The sequence below is a fragment of the Exiguobacterium artemiae genome, from assembly GCF_033342815.1.
Taxonomy (GTDB): Bacteria; Bacillota; Bacilli; order Exiguobacteriales; family Exiguobacteriaceae; genus Exiguobacterium_A; species Exiguobacterium_A artemiae_A.
Genome location: NZ_JAWPEN010000011.1, coordinates 64482 through 84306, shown reverse-complemented (window position 1 = coordinate 84306; position 19825 = coordinate 64482). Strand labels below are relative to the sequence as shown.

At 50.0% G+C, this 19825-nt stretch carries 15 protein-coding genes; 14 read left to right on the top strand and 1 reads right to left on the bottom strand.

All coding sequences use genetic code 11. From position 1 onward, the window contains the following. The first annotated feature begins 4 nt into the window (after nucleotides 1-4). The 8 genes from mutS (at nucleotide 5) to nrdG (ending at nucleotide 10879) form a co-directional block, all read left to right on the top strand. A complete protein-coding gene (gene mutS / locus R7V76_RS11385; protein ID WP_318092567.1) occupies nucleotides 5-2536 on the top strand; it encodes a DNA mismatch repair protein MutS in 2532 nt (843 codons plus the stop codon). A 14-nt stretch (nucleotides 2537-2550) separates the two neighbouring features. After that, a complete protein-coding gene (gene mutL / locus R7V76_RS11380; protein ID WP_318092566.1) occupies nucleotides 2551-4374 on the top strand; it encodes a DNA mismatch repair endonuclease MutL in 1824 nt (607 codons plus the stop codon). 177 nt (nucleotides 4375-4551) lie between these two features. Next, nucleotides 4552-4941, top strand: a complete 390-nt coding sequence (locus tag R7V76_RS11375) for a CidA/LrgA family protein (RefSeq protein ID WP_012369949.1) — start codon at nucleotides 4552-4554, stop codon at nucleotides 4939-4941. Next, nucleotides 4934-5617, top strand: coding sequence for an LrgB family protein (locus R7V76_RS11370; RefSeq protein ID WP_318092565.1), 684 nt, complete (start codon nucleotides 4934-4936; stop codon nucleotides 5615-5617). Before R7V76_RS11375 ends, R7V76_RS11370 begins: the two co-directional genes overlap by 8 nt. A gap of 43 nt (nucleotides 5618-5660) precedes the next feature. Next, complete coding sequence (locus tag R7V76_RS11365; RefSeq protein ID WP_318092564.1) at nucleotides 5661-6191, top strand: AAA family ATPase; 531 nt, start codon at nucleotides 5661-5663, stop codon at nucleotides 6189-6191. 108 nt (nucleotides 6192-6299) lie between these two features. After that, a complete protein-coding gene (locus R7V76_RS11360; protein ID WP_318092563.1) occupies nucleotides 6300-8339 on the top strand; it encodes an ATP-binding protein in 2040 nt (679 codons plus the stop codon). Nucleotides 8340-8604: 265 nt separating this feature from the next. Beyond that, nucleotides 8605-10446 carry an anaerobic ribonucleoside triphosphate reductase gene (locus tag R7V76_RS11355; protein ID WP_318092562.1) on the top strand — a complete coding sequence of 614 codons (1842 nt, stop codon included), beginning with the start codon at nucleotides 8605-8607 and terminating at the stop codon, nucleotides 10444-10446. Beyond that, on the top strand, nucleotides 10421-10879 hold the full coding sequence (gene nrdG, locus R7V76_RS11350) for an anaerobic ribonucleoside-triphosphate reductase activating protein (protein ID WP_318092561.1): 459 nt from the start codon (nucleotides 10421-10423) through the stop codon (nucleotides 10877-10879). The genes R7V76_RS11355 and nrdG overlap by 26 nt, the downstream gene beginning before the upstream one ends. 53 nt (nucleotides 10880-10932) lie before the next feature. Here nrdG and R7V76_RS11345 read toward each other — a convergent pair whose 3' ends face one another. Continuing rightward, entirely contained in the window at nucleotides 10933-12408 is a 1476-nt protein-coding gene (locus R7V76_RS11345) for a DHA2 family efflux MFS transporter permease subunit (protein WP_318092560.1), read from the bottom strand. A 164-nt stretch (nucleotides 12409-12572) separates the two neighbouring features. Between R7V76_RS11345 and R7V76_RS11340 the strand changes: the two genes are divergently transcribed. The 6 genes from R7V76_RS11340 (at nucleotide 12573) to R7V76_RS11315 (ending at nucleotide 19775) form a co-directional block, all read left to right on the top strand. Then, the gene (locus tag R7V76_RS11340; protein WP_012369956.1) at nucleotides 12573-13481 is read left to right on the top strand and encodes a TetR/AcrR family transcriptional regulator; all 909 of its coding nucleotides are present in this window, start codon (nucleotides 12573-12575) and stop codon (nucleotides 13479-13481) included. 75 nt (nucleotides 13482-13556) lie between these two features. Further along, a complete protein-coding gene (locus R7V76_RS11335) occupies nucleotides 13557-15002 on the top strand; it encodes a SulP family inorganic anion transporter (RefSeq protein ID WP_318092559.1) in 1446 nt (481 codons plus the stop codon). 99 nt (nucleotides 15003-15101) lie between these two features. After that, nucleotides 15102-15929: a fumarylacetoacetate hydrolase family protein gene (locus R7V76_RS11330; protein ID WP_214765276.1), complete on the top strand. Its 828-nt coding sequence runs from the start codon at nucleotides 15102-15104 to the stop codon at nucleotides 15927-15929. A gap of 231 nt (nucleotides 15930-16160) precedes the next feature. Continuing rightward, nucleotides 16161-16907: a DeoR/GlpR family DNA-binding transcription regulator gene (locus tag R7V76_RS11325; RefSeq protein ID WP_147512411.1), complete on the top strand. Its 747-nt coding sequence runs from the start codon at nucleotides 16161-16163 to the stop codon at nucleotides 16905-16907. Further along, entirely contained in the window at nucleotides 16904-17824 is a 921-nt protein-coding gene (gene pfkB, locus R7V76_RS11320; RefSeq protein ID WP_012369960.1) for a 1-phosphofructokinase, read from the top strand. Before R7V76_RS11325 ends, pfkB begins: the two co-directional genes overlap by 4 nt. 16 nt (nucleotides 17825-17840) lie before the next feature. Continuing rightward, nucleotides 17841-19775, top strand: coding sequence for a PTS fructose transporter subunit IIABC (locus R7V76_RS11315; protein WP_114596213.1), 1935 nt, complete (start codon nucleotides 17841-17843; stop codon nucleotides 19773-19775). The last annotated feature ends 50 nt before the right edge of the window (nucleotides 19776-19825 follow it).

Sequence of the window (19825 nt, the reverse complement as noted above, 5' to 3'; positions counted from 1 at the left end):
CAGCATGGAAGCAGTCCATAATACGCCAATGATGAAACAATATTTTTCGATTAAGGCCGACTATCCGGATGCCTTCTTGTTTTATCGGTTAGGTGATTTTTACGAATTATTTTTCGAAGATGCCAAACAAGTCGCACATGAACTGGAATTGACGCTGACGGCGAAAAACGGCAAAAATGCCGAACATCCGATTCCGATGTGCGGTGTACCGCATCACGCAGCGAACGGCTACATTGAGCAATTGATTGAACGGGGATACAAGGTTGCTTTGTGCGATCAGGTCGAAGATCCGAAGTTAACAAAAGGGCTCGTTAAACGGGAAGTCGTCCAAGTCATCACACCAGGCACGTTGATGTCCTCGTTGACGGAAAAAGAAAACCGATATCTCGTCGCAGTCGTTGAACAGGACGGACGATTCGGCATCGCCCGCGGAGACGTCTCGACCGGCGAAAGTGCTTTGACGAGCGTCGCGACGCTTGATGCCGTGGCAAAAGAATTGAGTATCATCCTGCCGCGTGAAATTGTCGTCACGTCAAGTGAACACGAGGCGGCACTCAGCCACTTGCAGATTCCGTTGACACAAAGTACACGCCGGGAAACCCATCCGCACGGCGACCGGGCGATTGATACGGCACAAGCAGATGCCTTTGCCGTTCTCTACGCCTACATGCACGATACGCAAAAACGATCGCTTGCCCATTTGCAGCCGGCGATCGTTTACGAAGCGGCCGACTTCATGCAGCTCGAACCGAATACGGTCAAAAATCTGGAGTTGGTCCGGTCGGCCCGGACCGGTGATAAAAAGGGATCGTTACTTGGTCTGCTTGATGTCACCGGGACCGCGATGGGGGGCCGGATGCTGAAGCGCTGGCTTGAAAAACCATTGCTGTCACAACATACGATTGCCGAGCGGCTGGATGCCGTCGAAGAACTGTTGGCGCATTATTTTGAGCGTCAACAACTGAAGGATACGTTACGGGAAGTCTATGATTTGGAACGTTTGGTCGCAAAAGTCGGATACGGAACCGCGTCCGCCCGTGATCTCGTCCAGTTGAAATCGACACTCCGTCTAATTCCCCGGATTCAAGCGGCACTGGAAGAATTACTCAGTGACCGGCTCGGACAGCTGGCACTTGGACTCGATCCACACGATGAACTAACCGATTTGCTCGATCGGGCTTTTGTCGAAGCACCACCGATTTCGACGAAAGACGGCGGGATGATCCGGACCGGGTTTGACCCGGCACTCGATGAATTACTCGTAGCGTCTAAAGACGGGAAAACATGGCTGGCGACGCTTGAAGCCAGTGAACGGCAAGCAACCGGTATTAAGACATTGAAGATCGGATACAACCGGGTCTTCGGGTATTACATCGAAGTGTCGCGGGCCAATGCGAAACTATTGCCGGAAGGACGGTACGAACGGAAACAGACCCTTGCGAATGCGGAGCGATACGTGACACCGGAACTGAAAGAGAAAGAAGCCTTGATTCTCGGAGCCGAGGAAAAGAGCATCACGCTGGAGTATGAGCTGTTCTGTCAGGTCCGGGAGCAAGTCAAAACGCAGATTGAAAGCCTGCAACGGGTCAGCCGGCGGATTGCGGAACTCGATGTCCTTGTCGCCTTGGCGGAAATCGCTGAACGGTATGACTACGTCCGTCCTGTCACACTAAACGGTCGCAACGTGACGATTGAGAACGGTCGACATCCGGTCATCGAGACGGTGCTACCGCGCGGGGAATATGTCGCGAACGGCATCAATCTGAATGAAGATCGGGAAATGCTGTTGATTACAGGACCGAACATGTCCGGTAAATCGACCTATATGCGCCAGTTCGCCTTGATTGCCCTATTGCATCAAATCGGATCGTTTGTTCCGGCAAGCCGGGCCGAGTTGCCGGTCTTTGATCAAATTTTCACCCGCATCGGGGCAGCTGACGATTTAGTCAGCGGTCAATCAACCTTCATGGTCGAGATGGTCGAGACGCAGGAAGCCTTGACACGGGCGACGGACCGATCGCTGATTCTCCTTGATGAGATTGGTCGCGGGACGTCGACGTACGACGGAATGGCGCTCGCCCAAGCCATCGTCGAACACATCGCGGAGCACGTCGGTGCAAAAACGTTATTCTCGACCCATTACCATGAATTAACGGTCCTTGAGGACTCGATGCCGCGTCTCGCGAATGTCCATGTCCGGGCTGTCGAGCAGGATGGACGGGTCGTCTTCTTGCATGAAGTAAGGGACGGGAAAGCCGATCAATCGTACGGAATCCACGTTGCCCGTCTGGCTGATTTACCGGATGCCCTGATTGCCCGGGCGGAAGTACTGTTATCGGAATTTGAGCAAACGGAGGAACGGATCGTCGTATCACCGAAAGAGCCGGTCGTTCAGGCGGAACCGGTCGATCAACTCAGTCTCTTTGCTGAGACGGATCCGGTCCGGGAAACGGTCCAGACACTGGATTTAATCAATATGACACCACTTGAAGCATTAAACACGCTGTACCGTCTGCAGGCGGAAGCGAGAAAATAAGGAGGTCGTCCGGCATGGGAATCATTCGGGAACTATCCGATTCGCTTGCGAATCGGATTGCGGCAGGTGAGGTCGTCGAACGCCCGGCCTCCGTCGTCAAGGAACTGGTGGAAAATGCACTCGATGCGGGAGCGACACAGGTTGATGTCGAACTCGAAGAAGCGGGAATGAAACGCATCACGATTCGCGACAATGGACACGGCTTTTATCCGGAAGATGCGGAACTGGCATTTGTCCGGCACGCGACAAGCAAAATCAAGGATGAACATGATTTATTCCGGATCAAGACGCTTGGATTCCGTGGTGAAGCCTTGGCCTCGATTGCGTCCGTCAGTAAAGTCACCTTAAAAACGAAACGGGAAGAGCAGGAAGGGATTCAGCTGACGCTTGATTGCGGACGGCTGACGGATCGTTCGGCGATTGCGATGAACCGGGGGACAGAGCTGACGGTCGAACAATTATTCTTCAATACACCGGCCCGGCTGAAGTATCTCAAAACGACGCATACGGAACTGGCAGCCATCACGGACATTTTAAACCGGGTCGCTTTTGCCCATCCGGACGTCAAGTTGTATGCGGTCCATGAAGGGAAAGTCTTGATTCAGACGAATGGTTCGGGGGATGTCCGGCAGGCGCTTGCCAGTGTCTACGGGCATCAGACGATTCAGGGGACACTTGTTGCAACCGGCACGACGGCCGATTATCAACTGACCTGTCATCTCGTGAAGCCGGAAGTGACCCGGGCATCGAAAAATTACATCACCCTGATCTTAAACGGACGTTCGGTGAAAAACTTTGCTCTGACACAGGCCGTTCTAAACGGTTATCACACTTTGCTGCCAATCGGTCGTTTTCCGATTGCCGTCATTGAAGTGACGATGGATCCGTTGCTGATTGATGTTAATGTCCACCCGGCGAAGCGGGAGGTCCGTCTGTCGAAGGAAGCGGAACTTTGTCAACTGATTCAGGAGACGATCCGCTTAACACTCAGCCGGCAGACATTGATTCCAAAAGTGACGCCGCCAAAACCTAAAAAAGATCCGAGTGCGCAGGAGAAGTTGGAATTTTCCTATGTGGCAGAGCCGGTTGAGGAATTGTCTTCGCGATCCGTTTGGAATTATCCGATTCCGAAACGGACGGAAGCGGGGAACGAACATGTCCCGTCAGCCAACCGGATTCAACCACCGGATCCATCGATCGATATGCCGGATGAGCCGGTACCGGAACAAACAGATGAGCCGGTCGCGGCCGGTCCGAAATTTCCGCATCTTGATGTCATCGGTCAGCTTCATTCGTCGTATATCGTCTGTTCGGGTGCGGACGGAATGTATCTGATTGATCAGCATGCCGCCCAGGAACGGATTAAATACGAGACGTATAAAGTCATGTTCGGTCGTCCGCTCGAGCAGAAACAGCAGTTACTGCTGCCGTATACGTTTGAGATTGCGAGTGACGACATGCGGCGGATGGACGAAGTATTGCCGCTCCTCCGTGATGTCGGGATTGAGCTCGAAGCCTTTGGTCCCCAAAGTTTCATCGTCCGGGAAGTTCCGACCTGGTTCCCGTCGCACCGGCAGGAGGAGACGATTCAGGAACTGATGGATGAAGCGTTGATGAAACGCAAGATCGATCTTGAAACGTACCGGGAAGATGCGGCAATCATGATGGCGTGTAAAAAATCGATCAAAGCGAATCATCCACTGAATCATGAGATGATGCGGCAGTTAATCGTTGACCTCGCCAAAACCGAGATGCCGTTCACTTGTCCGCACGGTCGGCCGGTCATCATCGAATGGACGACGTATGAACTGGAAAAACTGTTTAAACGCGTCATGTAACGAAGAGAAGAGATGCCTGTCTTACGACAGGTGGCTCTTCTTTTTTTGTGCTAGAACAGAAAAAGGACAGAAACGGTGTGAGAACGGTTACTTGAACGAATCGGGGTTATTTCATTGATTGTTCACAAAGTGAGGAGGATAATAAGACCCGAATACGTTAAACAAGGGGAAATCAGAATGCGTTCAAAACTATTGTTAAGTGTAACGATTCTACTGCAGATCATCCTCATCTCCGGTTTCGCCATGCTCGGGGATATGGTCAGTAGAGGATTGCAGTTACCGTTACCGGGAAATATCATCGGATTGATCTTATTGTATCTGGCATTAAAAAGCCGTCTGCTTAAAGTTGATTACGTCGAGCGGGGAGGACGGTTGCTGTTGCTCGTCATGCCGTTATTTTTTGTTCCGGCTTTGTCCGGCATTATGGACTACACGGTGTTCATGCGTCAATCCGGTCTTCAAGTCCTGGTGATTTTAATCATCAGCAGTCTGTTGACATTAACGGGATCCGCATTCCTCGTCGATCGATTGGCCCGTCGCAAAGAGGGGATTGATGTCCATGAGTGAAGAAGCACTGTTTTGGCTGGTGTTGACGACATTGCTGTTTGGCGGTGCGTTTTGGTTATACCGGACATTTCCGTTCGTCTGGACTTTACCGATTCTGACCGTAACGGCGGCTGTGATTGTCATTTTATCGATCAGCGGCACAACACATGCCGCCTATATGGCAGGCGGACAATATTTATCACGGATGCTCGGACCGGCGATTACGGCCTTTGCGATTCCGTTATATCAGGTCCGCCATCATGTCCGGAAGTTTTTACCTGAGATTACGCTTGGTGTCGGGATCGGAACGTTGATTGCCTTGACATCCGACCTGCTGCTTGGTCTGTTACTGCATCTGGGCCGGGCGACCAACTTGGCATTACTGCCGAAATCGGTTACGTTACCCGTTGCCTTGGCGATTTCGGAACGGTCCGGCGGGACGCTGGCGTTGACAGCGACGTTCGTGCTCGTGACCGGGCTTGTCGGTTCGATTGTCGGGCCATGGCTGATGACCGGGCTCCGGATCCGGCACTTCGTCGGACGCGGTGTCGGACTAGCCTCGATTGCTCACGTCATGGGGGCAACAAAATCAATGAGTCTTGATCAACGCGAAGGCGCAGTCGGTCTGCTGACGATGGTTTTGACGGCTGTTCTTGCCAGTGTGCTTGCACCATGGATTATTCAAATTGTATATTAAAGGAAACTCCTTCAGAGGAAAGATAAAGGTGTGAATCCTGACAATGATTATTTGGATCAATGGAACGTTTGGTGTCGGTAAAACGACGGCTGCACACGGGTTACAGCAACGCATCAAAGGATCACATCTGTTTGATCCCGAGTTGACAGGTCAACTGTTGCGGCAACAGCTTCCGCAAGAACAGCAGACAGGTGATTTTCAGGATGAGCCGCTTTGGCGCCGCTTGAATCTGCTCCTGCTCGAACAGCTGGATCAGGCGTCTGCCGTCATCATCGTACCGATGACATTAACGAACTCCGGTTATTTTGAGGAAATCGTCGGTGCCTTAAGAAAAACCGGGCATCAGGTCCATCACGTGACGTTGATGGCGAGTCCGAAAACCGTCAGACGCCGGTTGCGAAGCCGGTTTGAACGCGGACAGTCCTGGGGCGGGAAACAGGCTGAAGAGCGGTTGCGGGAACTGTCTGATCCGCTCTTCTCACATCATATCGAAACGGACGGTATGTCGAAGCGGCAAATCGTCGAGGCTGTCGGATTACGGTGTAATCTGCACTTATTGCCGCCGCAGCGCTGAAGACACAGGATTGAAACCGTAAGATTAAGGGAAATAAAGGTGTGATGCGGAACAGTTGTTTCGCATCACACCTTTATTTTTGGATTTTAGTAGGAGGCATTTATCAATATGAAACAATGGATGACTGAAAAACTGGGGAGACAGCTGATGGCCGTTTTTTACAGCGTGTTTGCCTGGAGTGTATTCACATCTGTCGCCAGTTATCTGTATATCGACAATTCGGCTGGTCAGACGAAGGAGCAGGTTCTTGATCAACTGCAACAAACCCAATGGTTCTGGTTTTTGAACTTATTGATTTTTCTTGTCTGTTTATTATTCATAGTCCGGCCGTTAATTGGGCGCTTGACGATGCAGTTGCATGAACTGAACATTAAAAGCCAGCGACTGGCGGAAGGGAAATCGATTTCCCTCGAACACGATGTGTTGGTCGAAAATGAAGTCGGTCAACTGACGGAATCGTTTTACCGGATGGCCCGATCGATTTCCTCGCAACATACGGAACTGTCACGGAAGAATCAGTTAATGGAACAAAATCAGCAGGCGTTGAAAAATAAGCAAAATGAATTGGAAAGGGCACTTGAAATCACGCGTTCCAATGAATTGCATCTGCAGGACCGGAATGAACTGATTGAAACTCTCGCCTCAAAGGAAAGTTTGTTTGATTACTCGTCGGTCATCAGCACGATCGTTCGACTGACGAAAACCGAATTTGGAGCCTTGTTGCTGATTAAAAACAATGAGATTTCATCGGTCGTCCCGAAAGAGATGACGGAGGAACAGCAGGAAAGTCTGAAAACGGAATCCTTGCTGCTGAAACGGGTCATGATTTCAAAAGAAACGGCCAATTCGTCGAAGAAAGTGGCGGATGACCGTTTACTCAATTACCCGTACTATATCTATGAAGCCGTCATTCCGCTCATGGATCCGGCAAAAGAAGAACTCATCGCCTGTCTTTACCTGGCCCGGTTCGATGATGCCTTTACCAAAAGTGATCTCAGTGAACTGAAGTCTTTCTCCAAACAAATCGCGATTTCCTTGATGCGGATGTCACTTTATGAACAGATGGAGCAGGAGCGCCGGGAAACCGCCCAGTTGCTCAATTCGGTCCGTGAAGCCATCCTCTATATCAAACATCATGAGAAAACGATTTTAGGCAATCAGGCTTTATTTGATATCTTTGAATCCCTGCAGGTCGAGGAAGACAATGATTCGATGACATTCCTTGAAGTCCGTCCGGAAACGATGTTCGAGCAGGTCGACCAACAGGAAGCGTTTGAGGCGTACTTTGAAGAAGTCTTGAACGGTGAACTTCCGGAAGGTATGCTGTCGTTGTCGATCGATCAAGGGGAATACTTCATCCAAGTGTATGCGGAAAAAATCGAACTAGGGGATCAATCAGATGGAACGATTCTTGTGTTCCGTGACGTGACGGCAGAAACGGAAGTCGACCGGATGAAATCGGAACTGGTCTCAACGGTTTCCCATGAACTGCGGACACCATTGTCTTCCATTTACGGTTTTACGGAATTGATGCTGAAACGTGATCTTGATCCGGCACGGAATAAACGGTATTTACAGACGATTCACGATGAGTCGAAACGCCTGACCGATCTCGTCAGTGATTTCCTGAATGTCCAGCGGATGGAATCGGGCAGACAGTCCTATGAAAAAGAAGTCTTTGATTTGATTGATACGGTCCGGGAACAAACGCGCTTTTATCAGGCGGCTACAGAAAAGCACCGTTTGCAGCTGGATGTGGACGAAGCACACGAGTTTTTGGTCAATGCCGATAAAAACAGCATGAAACAGTTAATCGGTAACCTGGTTAATAATGCGATCAAATACTCACCGGACGGTGGTGATGTCGTCATTTCGCTGACACACCATCACAATCAGATTGAATTGAGTGTCCGCGACTTTGGTCTCGGTATTCCAAGCAGTGCGATGCCGCACCTGTTCAGCAAGTTTTACCGGGTCGACAATTCCGACAGCCGGAAAATCGGTGGGACGGGTCTGGGTCTATCAATCTGTAAGGAAATCGTTCGGGCACATGACGGAAACATCGACGTCGAATCGATCTTAGGGGAAGGCACCGTGTTTAAGGTGTTATTGCCAAGTGTTTCGGATACATTGATTGAAATGGATTGAATCTGACAGGACAGAAAGTGTGGAAAGAACCCTCCACTTTTTCTGTCCTGTCTTTTTTCGTTCATAGTGAGTTTCCTCATAACGAACAAGGAGTGACTAAACATCGATGAAACCGGATGTCATTCGGATTTTTGAAAACATTTCGTGACGAAATACCCGTTTTCCTTGCAAATCGTTTCAGATATGCAGGGATTGCCGGTCTCGGAAAGCTCTCGCTATAGTGGGGATACAGACAGAAACCACACGAATTTAGGGAGAGATGAAGATGGACGTACAGACACTATACGAACAAATCGTGGAGCATCCGTCAACGGATGAGATGCAGGAAAATGCCAATGTCGACGGGAAATCGCCGCTCGGCAAGCTGAACCGTCTTGCCGGTGTCGCTGCAAAACAGATGATGCAGGATATGCTGCTGTCAACGGAAGCGAAACAGGCGCTTGCTGAAAACATCATCTACATCCATGATGCCGACTATTACGTGACCGGAACGACGACCTGTGTCCAACTGCCGCTCGGCCGGTTGTTACAAGATGGATTTACCATGGCCCATGGATCCATCCGTCCGGCACAGGATATCCGGTCGGCGTTGGCACTCGCCGCCATTATCATGCAGGCGAATCAGAATATGCAACACGGCGGGCAATCCTATCCGATGTTCGATTTTGATCTAGCTCCGTTTGTCGAAAAAACCTTTCAACGGCAATTGAAGAAAATTCATGACGTGGTCCCGAAATGGTCAAATCGGCGCAAGCGAGCCTACGCAATGTCAGAAACGTACGAAATGACCTATCAAGCCTGTGAAGCGTTTATTCATAACACGAATTCGATGCATTCACGCGGCGGCGGTCAAGTTCCTTTTATCTCGATTAATTACGGAACGGATACGTCGATGTTTGGCCGGATGTTGATTCGCGCCCTACTTGAAGCGACACGGGCGGGACTTGGAAAAGGCGAAACCCCGATTTTTCCGATTCAAATTTTTAAAATCAAGGCCGGGGTGACACTAAATGCAACGGATCCCAATTACGATTTATTTCAACTGGCGACCGAAGTGACCGGAAAACGGCTGTTTCCGAACTTTGCCTTTCTCGATGCCCCGTTCAATCAATCAGCGGATGATGCGCCGGACGGAGAAGTGGCGTACATGGGTTGCCGGACGCGAGTTCTTGAGAACCGGCAAGGCCGGGCGTCCGTCGTTGGGCGGGGAAACCTGTCGTTTACGAGTCTGAATCTCGTCCGTCTCGCTTTGATGACACAAAGTCTTGACCGGATGTTTGAAGCCGTTACCACGTACACTACTTTGATTTGTGAACAATTGTTGGAACGGTATCACTATCAAGCCAATCGGACGGCCGATGAATTTACGTTTTTGTACCGGCATATCTGGCGCGGCGGAGAGACGCTTGCTGGATCCGACCGGGTCGAACCCGTCTTACGGCAAGGAACGTTGTCTGTAGGGTTCATCGGTTTGGCGGAAGCCTTAATTGTCCTGACGGGACAACATCACGGGGAATCGGAACTTGCTCACGGAATCGGTCAAGCCTTGATTCGATTGATACGGACGATTGCCGATCAGTACGGGGAAAAAACCGGTCTGAATTTTTCCGTCCTGGCGACACCGGCAGAAGGATTATCCGGTAAATTCACGGTTGCAGATAAAGAACGATTCGGTGTCATTGAACGTGTGACCGATAAACCGTATTATACGAACTCGTTTCATCTGCCGGTCGGGACGAACGTGACCATCCGGGAAAAAATCCGGCTCGAAGCACCGTTTCATGCCTTATGTAACGGCGGACACATCACGTATGTCGAGACGGACGGGGCACTCGCTGAAAATCCGGAAGCCATCGAAGATATCGTCCGGCTGATGGCGGAATCGGGGATCGGGTACGGTTCGATTAATCATCCGATTGACCGGTGTTTGACGTGCCGAACGGAACAGACAATGGAACAAGCATGTCCGGTGTGCGGCGGGGAAGAGATTGAACGGATTCGCCGGATTACCGGTTATCTGGTCGGGACGATGGACCGGTGGAATCCTGCCAAGCGGGCGGAAGAACAGGACCGGGTGAAACATGCGGCTGCTTCAGATTCTCGCTGATTCTGTCGTCGACGGTCCGGGTCTGCGAACGGTCGTCTTTTTTGCCGGTTGCCCCCACCATTGTCCCGGTTGCCATAATCCGGATTCCTGGGCAGTTGAGGGCGGAGAGGACTACCGCGTGGAGCAAGTCGTTGAACAGATTCAACAGACGGGTTCGTACCGGGTGACAATTTCCGGTGGAGAACCATTTTTGCAACAGCAGGCGTTATCCGAACTGGTCCACGCATTGACCGGCTATGACATCTATCTGTTTACCGGTTATCGGCTCGAACAGTTACTTGATGATACACAGGCCCGACAAATCCTGTCACAAGTGGACTGTTTAATTGATGGTCGGTATATCCAGAGACTTCACGATCACTCTTTAGCCATTCGCGGCAGTACCAATCAACGGATTTTGAACAGGGAGCAGCTCCGCCACTTTCTCGAATAAAAAACAGGTTGTTTCCTCTCACTCGACATGAGAAGAAACGACCTGTTTGGTGATTATGCGTATTTTTTTTCACGTACTTCTTCGATGTGAACGACGTCTTGATCGACTTTTCGTTTTTTAATGAAGAAGGATAATCCTAAAGCGAGTAATGCGAGCAACGTAGCGATGAAGAACGTATCGTTGATGCCTTCGACCATCGATTGTGTGATGATCGTTTGCGGATTGGTCGTCGGCGTAGCGCTTGCTGCCAATTCTTTTGCATACCCGGCGGTCCGTGTTGTCATGACGGTGACGAGCAGTCCTGAACCGATTGCACCGGAGACTTGCGACAACGTGTTATTGAGCGCTGTCCCGTGCGGTGTCAAGTGTTGCGGGATATGGTTTAACCCGTTTGTCATGACCGGCATCATGACCATTGAAATACCGAGGAAGCGTAACGTATACATGATGACGAGGAATGAATACGCTGTATCCGCAGTCAGACGACTGAAGAAGAAGGTCGTCAGAACCGTCAGCGATAATCCGATCATCGCTAGAATCCGCGCACCGAAACGGTCAAACAGTCGGCCGGTAATCGGCGACATGAAGGCCATGACGAGTGCACCCGGCAACATCAAGAGTCCGGAGTGGAACGGTGAGATGCCGCGGATCGTCTGGACGTAGATCGGCATCAGGATCATGGCGGAGAACATCGACATGTTCAAGACCATTGAAATCGCCTGCGATAAAGCAAACATCGGATATTTAAAGATCCGGAACTCAAGCATCGGTTCATCAAGCCGGAATTGGCGTATAATGAACGAGGCGAGACTGATGACACCGATGGCAAGCGCACCGATGACTGTGAAAGAATCCCAACCAGCTGAGCCGGCTGAACTGAAACCGTACAGTAATCCACCGAATCCGAAACTCGAGAGGACAAGTGAAAGTTTTTCGAGACGGAGTGTGCTTGTGACGACTTCTTTCTTTAATAAGAAAAATCCGATGACCAGAACGAGCAGGGAAATCGGTGTAACGATATGGAACAGCATCCGCCATTCATAATGTTCCAGCACCCAACCGGATAATGTCGGACCGATGGCGGGTGCGAACGTGATGACAAGACCGAAAATTCCCATGGCTTGTCCGCGTTTTTCGATCGGGAAGCCGTTTAACAAAACGTTCATTAACAGCGGCATCATGATGGCGGAACCAGATGCCTGTAACATCCGCGAGCCGAGCAGGACCGGAAACAGATCCGCTTGACCGGCGACGATGGTACCGATGGAGAATAAGCCCATCGCCGTTAAGAACAACTGGCGCGTCGAAAATTTTTGAACGAGAAAAGCCGACGTCGGAATCATGATTCCGTTGACCAGCATATAGCCGGTTGTCAGCCATTGCGCCGTACTGGCTTCAATGTGGAATGATTTCATGATCGATGGTAAAGCGATATTTAACAGCGTCGAGTTCAGGACGGCGACGAAGGCGCCGGCCATCAAGACCGCTAAGATTAAATAAAGACGAGATGATTGCTTCGTTGATTGCATTTCGTTATGCTCCTTTTGTACAGTAAGTCTATTTTGTTATACACTGATTCTACGACTTAGCTATCTTACCGTCTGAAGCAAAACATTACAAATTATTTGCTTTATACACTAAAGTATATAGATGATTTTTGAAAAACAGATCATTTAAAGAAAAGGATAATGATATGAACCCGAAAAAGAAACAGCTCCTTGATGCTGCCTACCAACTGTTCGTCGAAAAAGGATACCAGTCAACCTCGATCCAGGACATTTTAGATCAAAGTGTCGTCTCCAAAGGAACATTCTATAATTATTTTTCGTCGAAAAACGAACTGTTCATTGATGTCTTCAACACCGTCTTCGAAAAGATGCGTAACGCCCGAAAAGAAATCCTGGTCGGACGCGACGTCTCGGATTACGAGACATTCATTCAGCAAGGGAACTGCTACCTCGAACTGATGCAGAAGTACAAACTGTATACGTTGTTTGAAGAAGCGATTGCTTCGAATGAAAAAGAATTAAAAGCGTTCATGGAAAATAACCGGCTGCTCGAAATCGAATGGACCTATCACCGGTTGCGCGATTTGTTCGGAGAAGCGAAAACACCGTATCTGCTCGATTTAGCAGTCATTTATACCGGCATGCTGCAATATGCGATGTACTTCTTCCGGCAATCGGAACGGAATACGCAACCGGAGCGGGTCGTCCGCTATGTCTTCAACCGGTTGACGCATCTCGTCGAAGATGTCAGCCGGACGGAAGAACAATTGATTCCGCCACGCTTCCTGTCGGTCTGGCTCGACCGTCCGCAAGATGAGGTCGTCATCCGGAAAGATTTATTCGAGAAGACGAATGCTCATATGAAGCAATTGATCACACTGTCTGTCATTTCAGAGGAATCAAAAGAAGCCCATGACGAGGTGCTTGATTTCATTTACGAAGAATTATTGGAACGGAAAAAACCGAAAATCCATCTGTTGAAGCGGGCACTCGAAACGTTGGCGGAAGATCCGATCTTCACCGGTCAGGAAATCATGGTCCGTTATCAGGAGATGGTCGATGAAATCGTCCGGATCCGGACGCGTCTTCAGTAAAGAAGGACTTGTTGTTTCAGGCAAAACCTCTTACTATAAAACGATGTATGTTAAACACAAGAAATGAGGAATTAGATGTTTTCACAATGGAGAAAAGAATGGGTTCTGCAACCGAAAGCAGATTTGTTATCCGGTATCGTCGTTGCCTTGGCACTGGTTCCGGAAGCGATTGCCTTTTCCTTAATCGCCGGAGTCAATCCGATGGTCGGCTTATATGCGTCCGTCATCATTGCCATCATCATCTCGATTGCCGGCGGCCGCCCGGGGATGATCTCGGCAGCAACCGGAGCGATGGCGCTTGTCGTGGTCCAGCTCGTTAAAGATCATGGCGTCGATTATTTACTGGCGGCCGGTATTCTCGCAGGGATCTTCCAGATTATTTTAGGTCTTGCCGGCGTCGCGAAATTATTACGTTTTATTCCCCGGGCCGTCATGGTCGGGTTCGTCAATGCCTTGGCCATCTTGATTTTTTCGGCGCAGCTGCCGCAGTTTGAAGGACAGAACTGGATCATGTATGCGATGGTCGCGGTATCCCTTGCGATCATCCTGATCTTCCCGCGGTTTACGAAAGTCATCCCGGCACCACTCGTCGCGATTACAATCATGACGATTCTGACGGTTGCCTTTTCGCTCGATACACGTGTCATCGGCGACATGGGTCAGATTTCAGCTTCGCTGCCGAACTTCTTCCTGCCGAATGTTCCGTTTTCACTGGAAACACTGCAAATCATTTTCCCGTATGCGTTGTCGCTTGCGTTCGTCGGTCTGATCGAGTTGTTGTTGACGGCGCGGATTGTCGATGAGATGACGAACACGACATCGAATAAAGCAATCGAATCCCGTGGACAAGGAATCGCCAACATCGTGGCCGGATTCTTTGGCGGTATGCCGGGCTGTGCAATGATCGGTCAATCGGTCATCAATGTCACATCCGGCGGTCGCGGTCGCTTGTCGACTTTCACAGCCGGAGCGTTTCTGATGCTTTTGATGGTGACGATGAACGATTTATTGATGACGATTCCGATGGGCGCCCTCGTCGGTGTCATGTTCTTTGTGTCGTACGCGACATTTGACTGGGGATCGTTTAAAATGCTGAAAAATTCGCCGAAAAGCGATTCCGCTGTCATGCTGGCAACGGTACTCGTGACCGTCCTGACACATGATTTGTCAATGGGCGTACTGGTCGGGATTTTACTCGCCGCGATTCTGTTTGCGTCGAAAATTTCGCGGATTGCTGTCAAACGTCAGGTCGAAGGGACAAACGTCGTCTACCGGATCAACGGTCCGATCTTCTTTGCGTCGACGACGGCGTTCGTCGAACAATTCGATTTGCCGGCAGACAACGATTTCGAACGGATTACGCTTGATTTTACGCAGGCGCATTTGTTTGATGATTCGGCAACGGAAGCGATCGAAACGGTTGTCTTGAAATATCAGGCAGCCGGTCTGTCAGTCGATTTGGTTTCATTAAATGAAGAATCACAGGCACTTGTCGACCGTTTAGCCCGTCGCATTGCCTGAAGAAGAACCGTCCGAGACGTATTTCGGGCGGTTCTTTTTTCGTGAAAGCAGACGGTCACGGAGACTTTTCGGTATACTGGAAAAAAAGGGGGAATAGTCATGAAATGGTTTCGGTTTGAGCAAGAAGGAGAGTCACGGATTGGGGTCGAGGAAGCAGGTTTCCGGTACGACGTGACAACGCAGGTTTATACGGATTCGTTACTTGAAGTCATCGCACGGGGATTCGAGATGGATCTTGATCTGGATGTCGCACCACGGTTGAACGATGAGATCCGGTTACTCGCACCCTACATACCACCGCGCAACGTGATTTGTGTCGGGAAGAACTATGCCGATCATATCAAAGAGATGGACACGGCAGGAGCCGGGAAGTTTGTCCTGTTTACGAAGGCACCGAGCTCCATTGTCGGTCCGTTTGAAGCAATCGAGCGACATGCGGAGTTGACACAACAACTCGATTACGAAGGTGAGCTTGCCATCATCATCGGGACGTCCGGTCGTGATTTGACACCGGAAAATGCACTGGATCATGTCTTCGGTTACAGTATCGTCAATGATGTGACGGCACGGGATCTGCAAAAAGAGCATGTCCAGTTTTTCCGCGGCAAATCACTTGACGGGTTTTGCCCGTTCGGTCCGGTTATCGTGACGGAAGACAGCTTTGATCCGACGGATGTATTGGTTGAGACCCGGGTCAACGGTCAATTGCGGCAATCGGGTTCGACGAAACTGATGTTGCGGGATGTCGTAACGATTTTGACAGAGGTGTCGCGTGGGATGACACTTGAAGCAGGGGATATCATCGCGACCGGTACACCGGCCGGCGTCGGACACGGCATGAAACCGCCGATGTATCTCCAGGACGGGGATGTTGTAGATGTCTCGATTGAAGGAATCGGTCATCTTCGAAATCACGTCAAAGCGTAAAAATGAATATTCGATGCCCGTACTCTTTAAAACCGCTCATTACGTGAGCGGTTTTTTTGTTTAAACGGTCACGGGATGACCGTTTTTGATGTATAATGGATGTATAACAGGATGTTATTGTCGAATAAAGTCGTATTTTGAAGGTTTTTTAACGGAAATCATAAAAAAATGAATGTTTTTGATTGATTTTTGAATGTAAACGCTTTATATTAAGGATGTGGAGGGAAACTCATGTTAACGAAAAAACGCCATCAACTGATTCTCGAGCTGCTCGCCCGGGAAGAAGTCGTCAAAATGCAAACCATCGTGGATCAGACAGGAGCCAGTGAGTCGACGATTCGCCGGGATTTATCACAGCTTGAATCAGCCGGTCACTTACGGCGGGTTCACGGCGGAGCGACGGCCAATCACATGCAGATTGATGAACCGAGTTATTTCGAGAAAAGTGACCGTTTCGTCGAAGAGAAGGACCGGATCGCGCAAGCTGCGGCCGATCTGATCGAAGACGGAATGTACGTGTATCTCGATGCAGGAACGACGACACTCGCAATCGTTCCTTACCTCGAACAAAAGGCGATTACAGTCGTGACGAACAGTCTTCCTCTAGCGAATACGTTACTCTATCACCGTATCCCGACGTTCGTCGTCGGAGGGCAACTCAAGCATTCGACCCAGGCACTCGTTGGGTATAATGCACGTGAAGGAATGTTGATTTACCATTTTGATGTCGCTTTCCTTGGGATGAACGGTGTTCATCCGACTCAAGGTTTTACGACACCAGATCCGGAAGAGGCACTCGTTAAGAAGACCGCGATTGAGTTAGCGAAAAAGTCTTATGTGTTAGTCGATGAGACGAAACTCGATGAAATCAGTTTCAGTCGTGTCGCGTCATTGCGAGCGGCAACCATCATTACGATGACATCAAGTGAACAAGAAGCGAAGTACAGTCAATATACAGAGGTGGTGAACGCGAAATGATTTATACACTGACACTCAACCCATCGATCGATTATTACGTCACATTGCCGGTATTTGAGGCAGGACAAGTCAATCGTGTGGAACAAGCGGAAAAAGTAGCAGGTGGAAAAGGAATTAATGTCTCACTCGTCTTAAGAAACTACGACGTCGAAACGGAAGCTCTTGGATTTTTAGGTGGCAGTACGGGGCAATTCATTCGTAACGAACTGGAAAAACAAGGTGTCCTGACCGCATTCACACCGATTGCCGATGAAACGCGGATCAACGTTAAGATCCGTGCCGATCAGGAATCGGAACTTAATGCGGCAGGTCCTCAAATCAAGGATGAAGAATTACAGGCGTTACTGGCTGCGTTCGAAACGATGCAGCCGGGTGACATCGTCGTCTTCGCCGGCAGCATTCCAAGCAGTCTGCCGCAGGATTTGTATCGGAAGATTGCACAAGTCCTGACGGAACGAGGCGTCAAATTCGCCGTCGATACGACGAAGGAAGCGATGCTTGAAGTTTTACCGCTCGGTCCGTTCATGATCAAGCCGAACCATCATGAACTCGGTGAAATCTTTGATGTCGATATCACGTCAAAAGAAATGGCTGTCCCGTATGCGCAACAACTTGTTGAACGCGGCGCGGAAAATGTCATCATCTCTTTTGCGGGTGACGGAGCGTTACTCGTCAACAAGCAGGGGGCCTACACGGCGAACACACCAGCCGGTAAGCTGATCAACTCAGTCGGTGCCGGAGATTCACTCGTCGCAGGATTCGTCGCCAGTTACGCGCTCGGACGGCCGCCGGAAGAAGCGTTCCGGTACGCAGTCACGACAGGCAGTGCGTCCGCTTACTCGTTTGGATTATGTACAAAAGAAGATATTGACCGTTTACTGACCGATGTCCAAGTCGTTGAACTCATTCAATCCTAAAAGGAGTGACAAACTCATGAAAATTACAGATCTGTTAACACGTGATACGATCCAACTCGATTTACGTTCGTCGAATAAAGCAGCTGTCATCGATGAACTCGTCGATGTACTCGATCGTGCCGGAAAATTAAATGACCGCTCTGCTTACCGCGAAGCCATCCTGGCCCGGGAAGCACAAAGTACGACCGGACTCGGTGAAGGAATCGCGATTCCGCATGCGAAGACGGCAGCCGTTAAATCACCGGCCATCGCTTTTGGACGTTCGACAGGAATCGATTACGAAGCACTTGACGGACAACCAAGCCGCTTGTTCTTCATGATTGCTGCCGGCGAAAATGCTGACAACGCGCACCTTGAAACATTATCAAAACTGTCTGTCTACCTGATGGACATGAAGTTCCGTGATACGATTCTTTCCGCTCGTTCGGAAGATGAAGTCATCGCTGCGATCGAAGCAAAAGAACGGGAAGAAGAAGGTCCGGTCGACGTCTCGTCGTCAAGTGTCGCACAGGACGCACCATATATTCTTGCCGTCACAGCATGTCCGACCGGTATTGCCCATACGTATATGGCAGCAGATGCCCTCCGTCAAAAAGCGGAAGAAATGGGTGTCCGCATCAAAGTCGAGACAAACGGTTCGACCGGCGTGAAAAACGGTCTGACAAGTCAAGATATTCAAGAAGCGACAGCAATCATCGTCGCTGCGGATAAAGCCGTCGAGATGGATCGTTTCAACGGGAAACACGTTGTCGAAGTTCCGGTCGCTCAAGGAATCCGTAAACCAAAAGAACTGATTGACCGTGCCGTTAAACAGGATGCACCGGTGTATAAAGGCAGTGGATCAAGCGACAGCTCGAAACCGGCCCGCGGCGGCTTCTACAAACACCTGATGAGCGGGGTTTCCGCCATGTTGCCACTCGTTGTTGCCGGCGGACTCTTAATCGCAATCAGCTTCTTCTGGGGCATCAACTCAGCGAATCCGGAAGATCCGTCATACAATGAATTTGCTGCTCAATTGATGTCGATTGGTAAAGCAGCCTTTGGTCTCTTAATTCCGATTCTTGCCGGATTCATCGCGATGTCGATTGCCGATAAACCGGGTCTCGCACCAGGTTTGATTGCCGGGTTCCTCGCAAGCCAAGGGAACGCTGGATTCCTCGGCGGATTGATCGCCGGTTTCCTTGCTGGTTATGTCGTCCTCTTACTGATCAAAGTCTTACAAGGTCTTCCGAAAGCTCTTGAAGGGATCAAACCGGTCTTGCTTTACCCGCTGTTCGGTTCATTCATCACAGGTATGATCATGTTGCTTGTCATCAACGAACCGATCGCTGCTTTCATGACATGGTTGACAGATTCACTCAACGGTCTCAGTGGCGGTAACGCGATCCTGCTCGGTATGCTCGTCGCAGCAATGATGGCGATCGATATGGGTGGTCCAATCAACAAAACGGCTTATGTCTTCGGAACAGCCGCTTTAACAGCAGGAAACACAGAAGTCATGGCAGCCGTCATGGCGGGTGGTATGGTTCCACCGCTTCTCGTTGCATTCTCGTCTACATTGTTCGCACGTAAGAAATTTACACCGCAAGAACGCGAAGCCGGTATCGCTGCTTACGCAATGGGGGCTTCATTCGTCACAGAAGGTGCGATTCCATTCGCAGCAGCCGATCCACTTCGTGTCATCCCGTCAAGCGTCATCGGTTCAGCAATCGCCGGTGCATTGACAATCGTCTTCGGTGTGTTGCTTCCGGCACCACACGGCGGTGTGTTCGTCTTCCCATTACTTGACGGACCATCAGGCACATTAATGGCCGTTCTTAGCTACGCTGGTGCCATCTTAATCGGAGCACTTGTCGGAGCTGCCATCCTCTCGATCTTGAAAAAACCGCTCGTCGATCAAGAAGTTGCGAAAAAAGAAATGACTTCTGGCACGGGAACAAAAGCTTCATAAGCAGAAAATAGTTGATAAAATCACTCCAAGAGGTCTTGGAGTGATTTTTT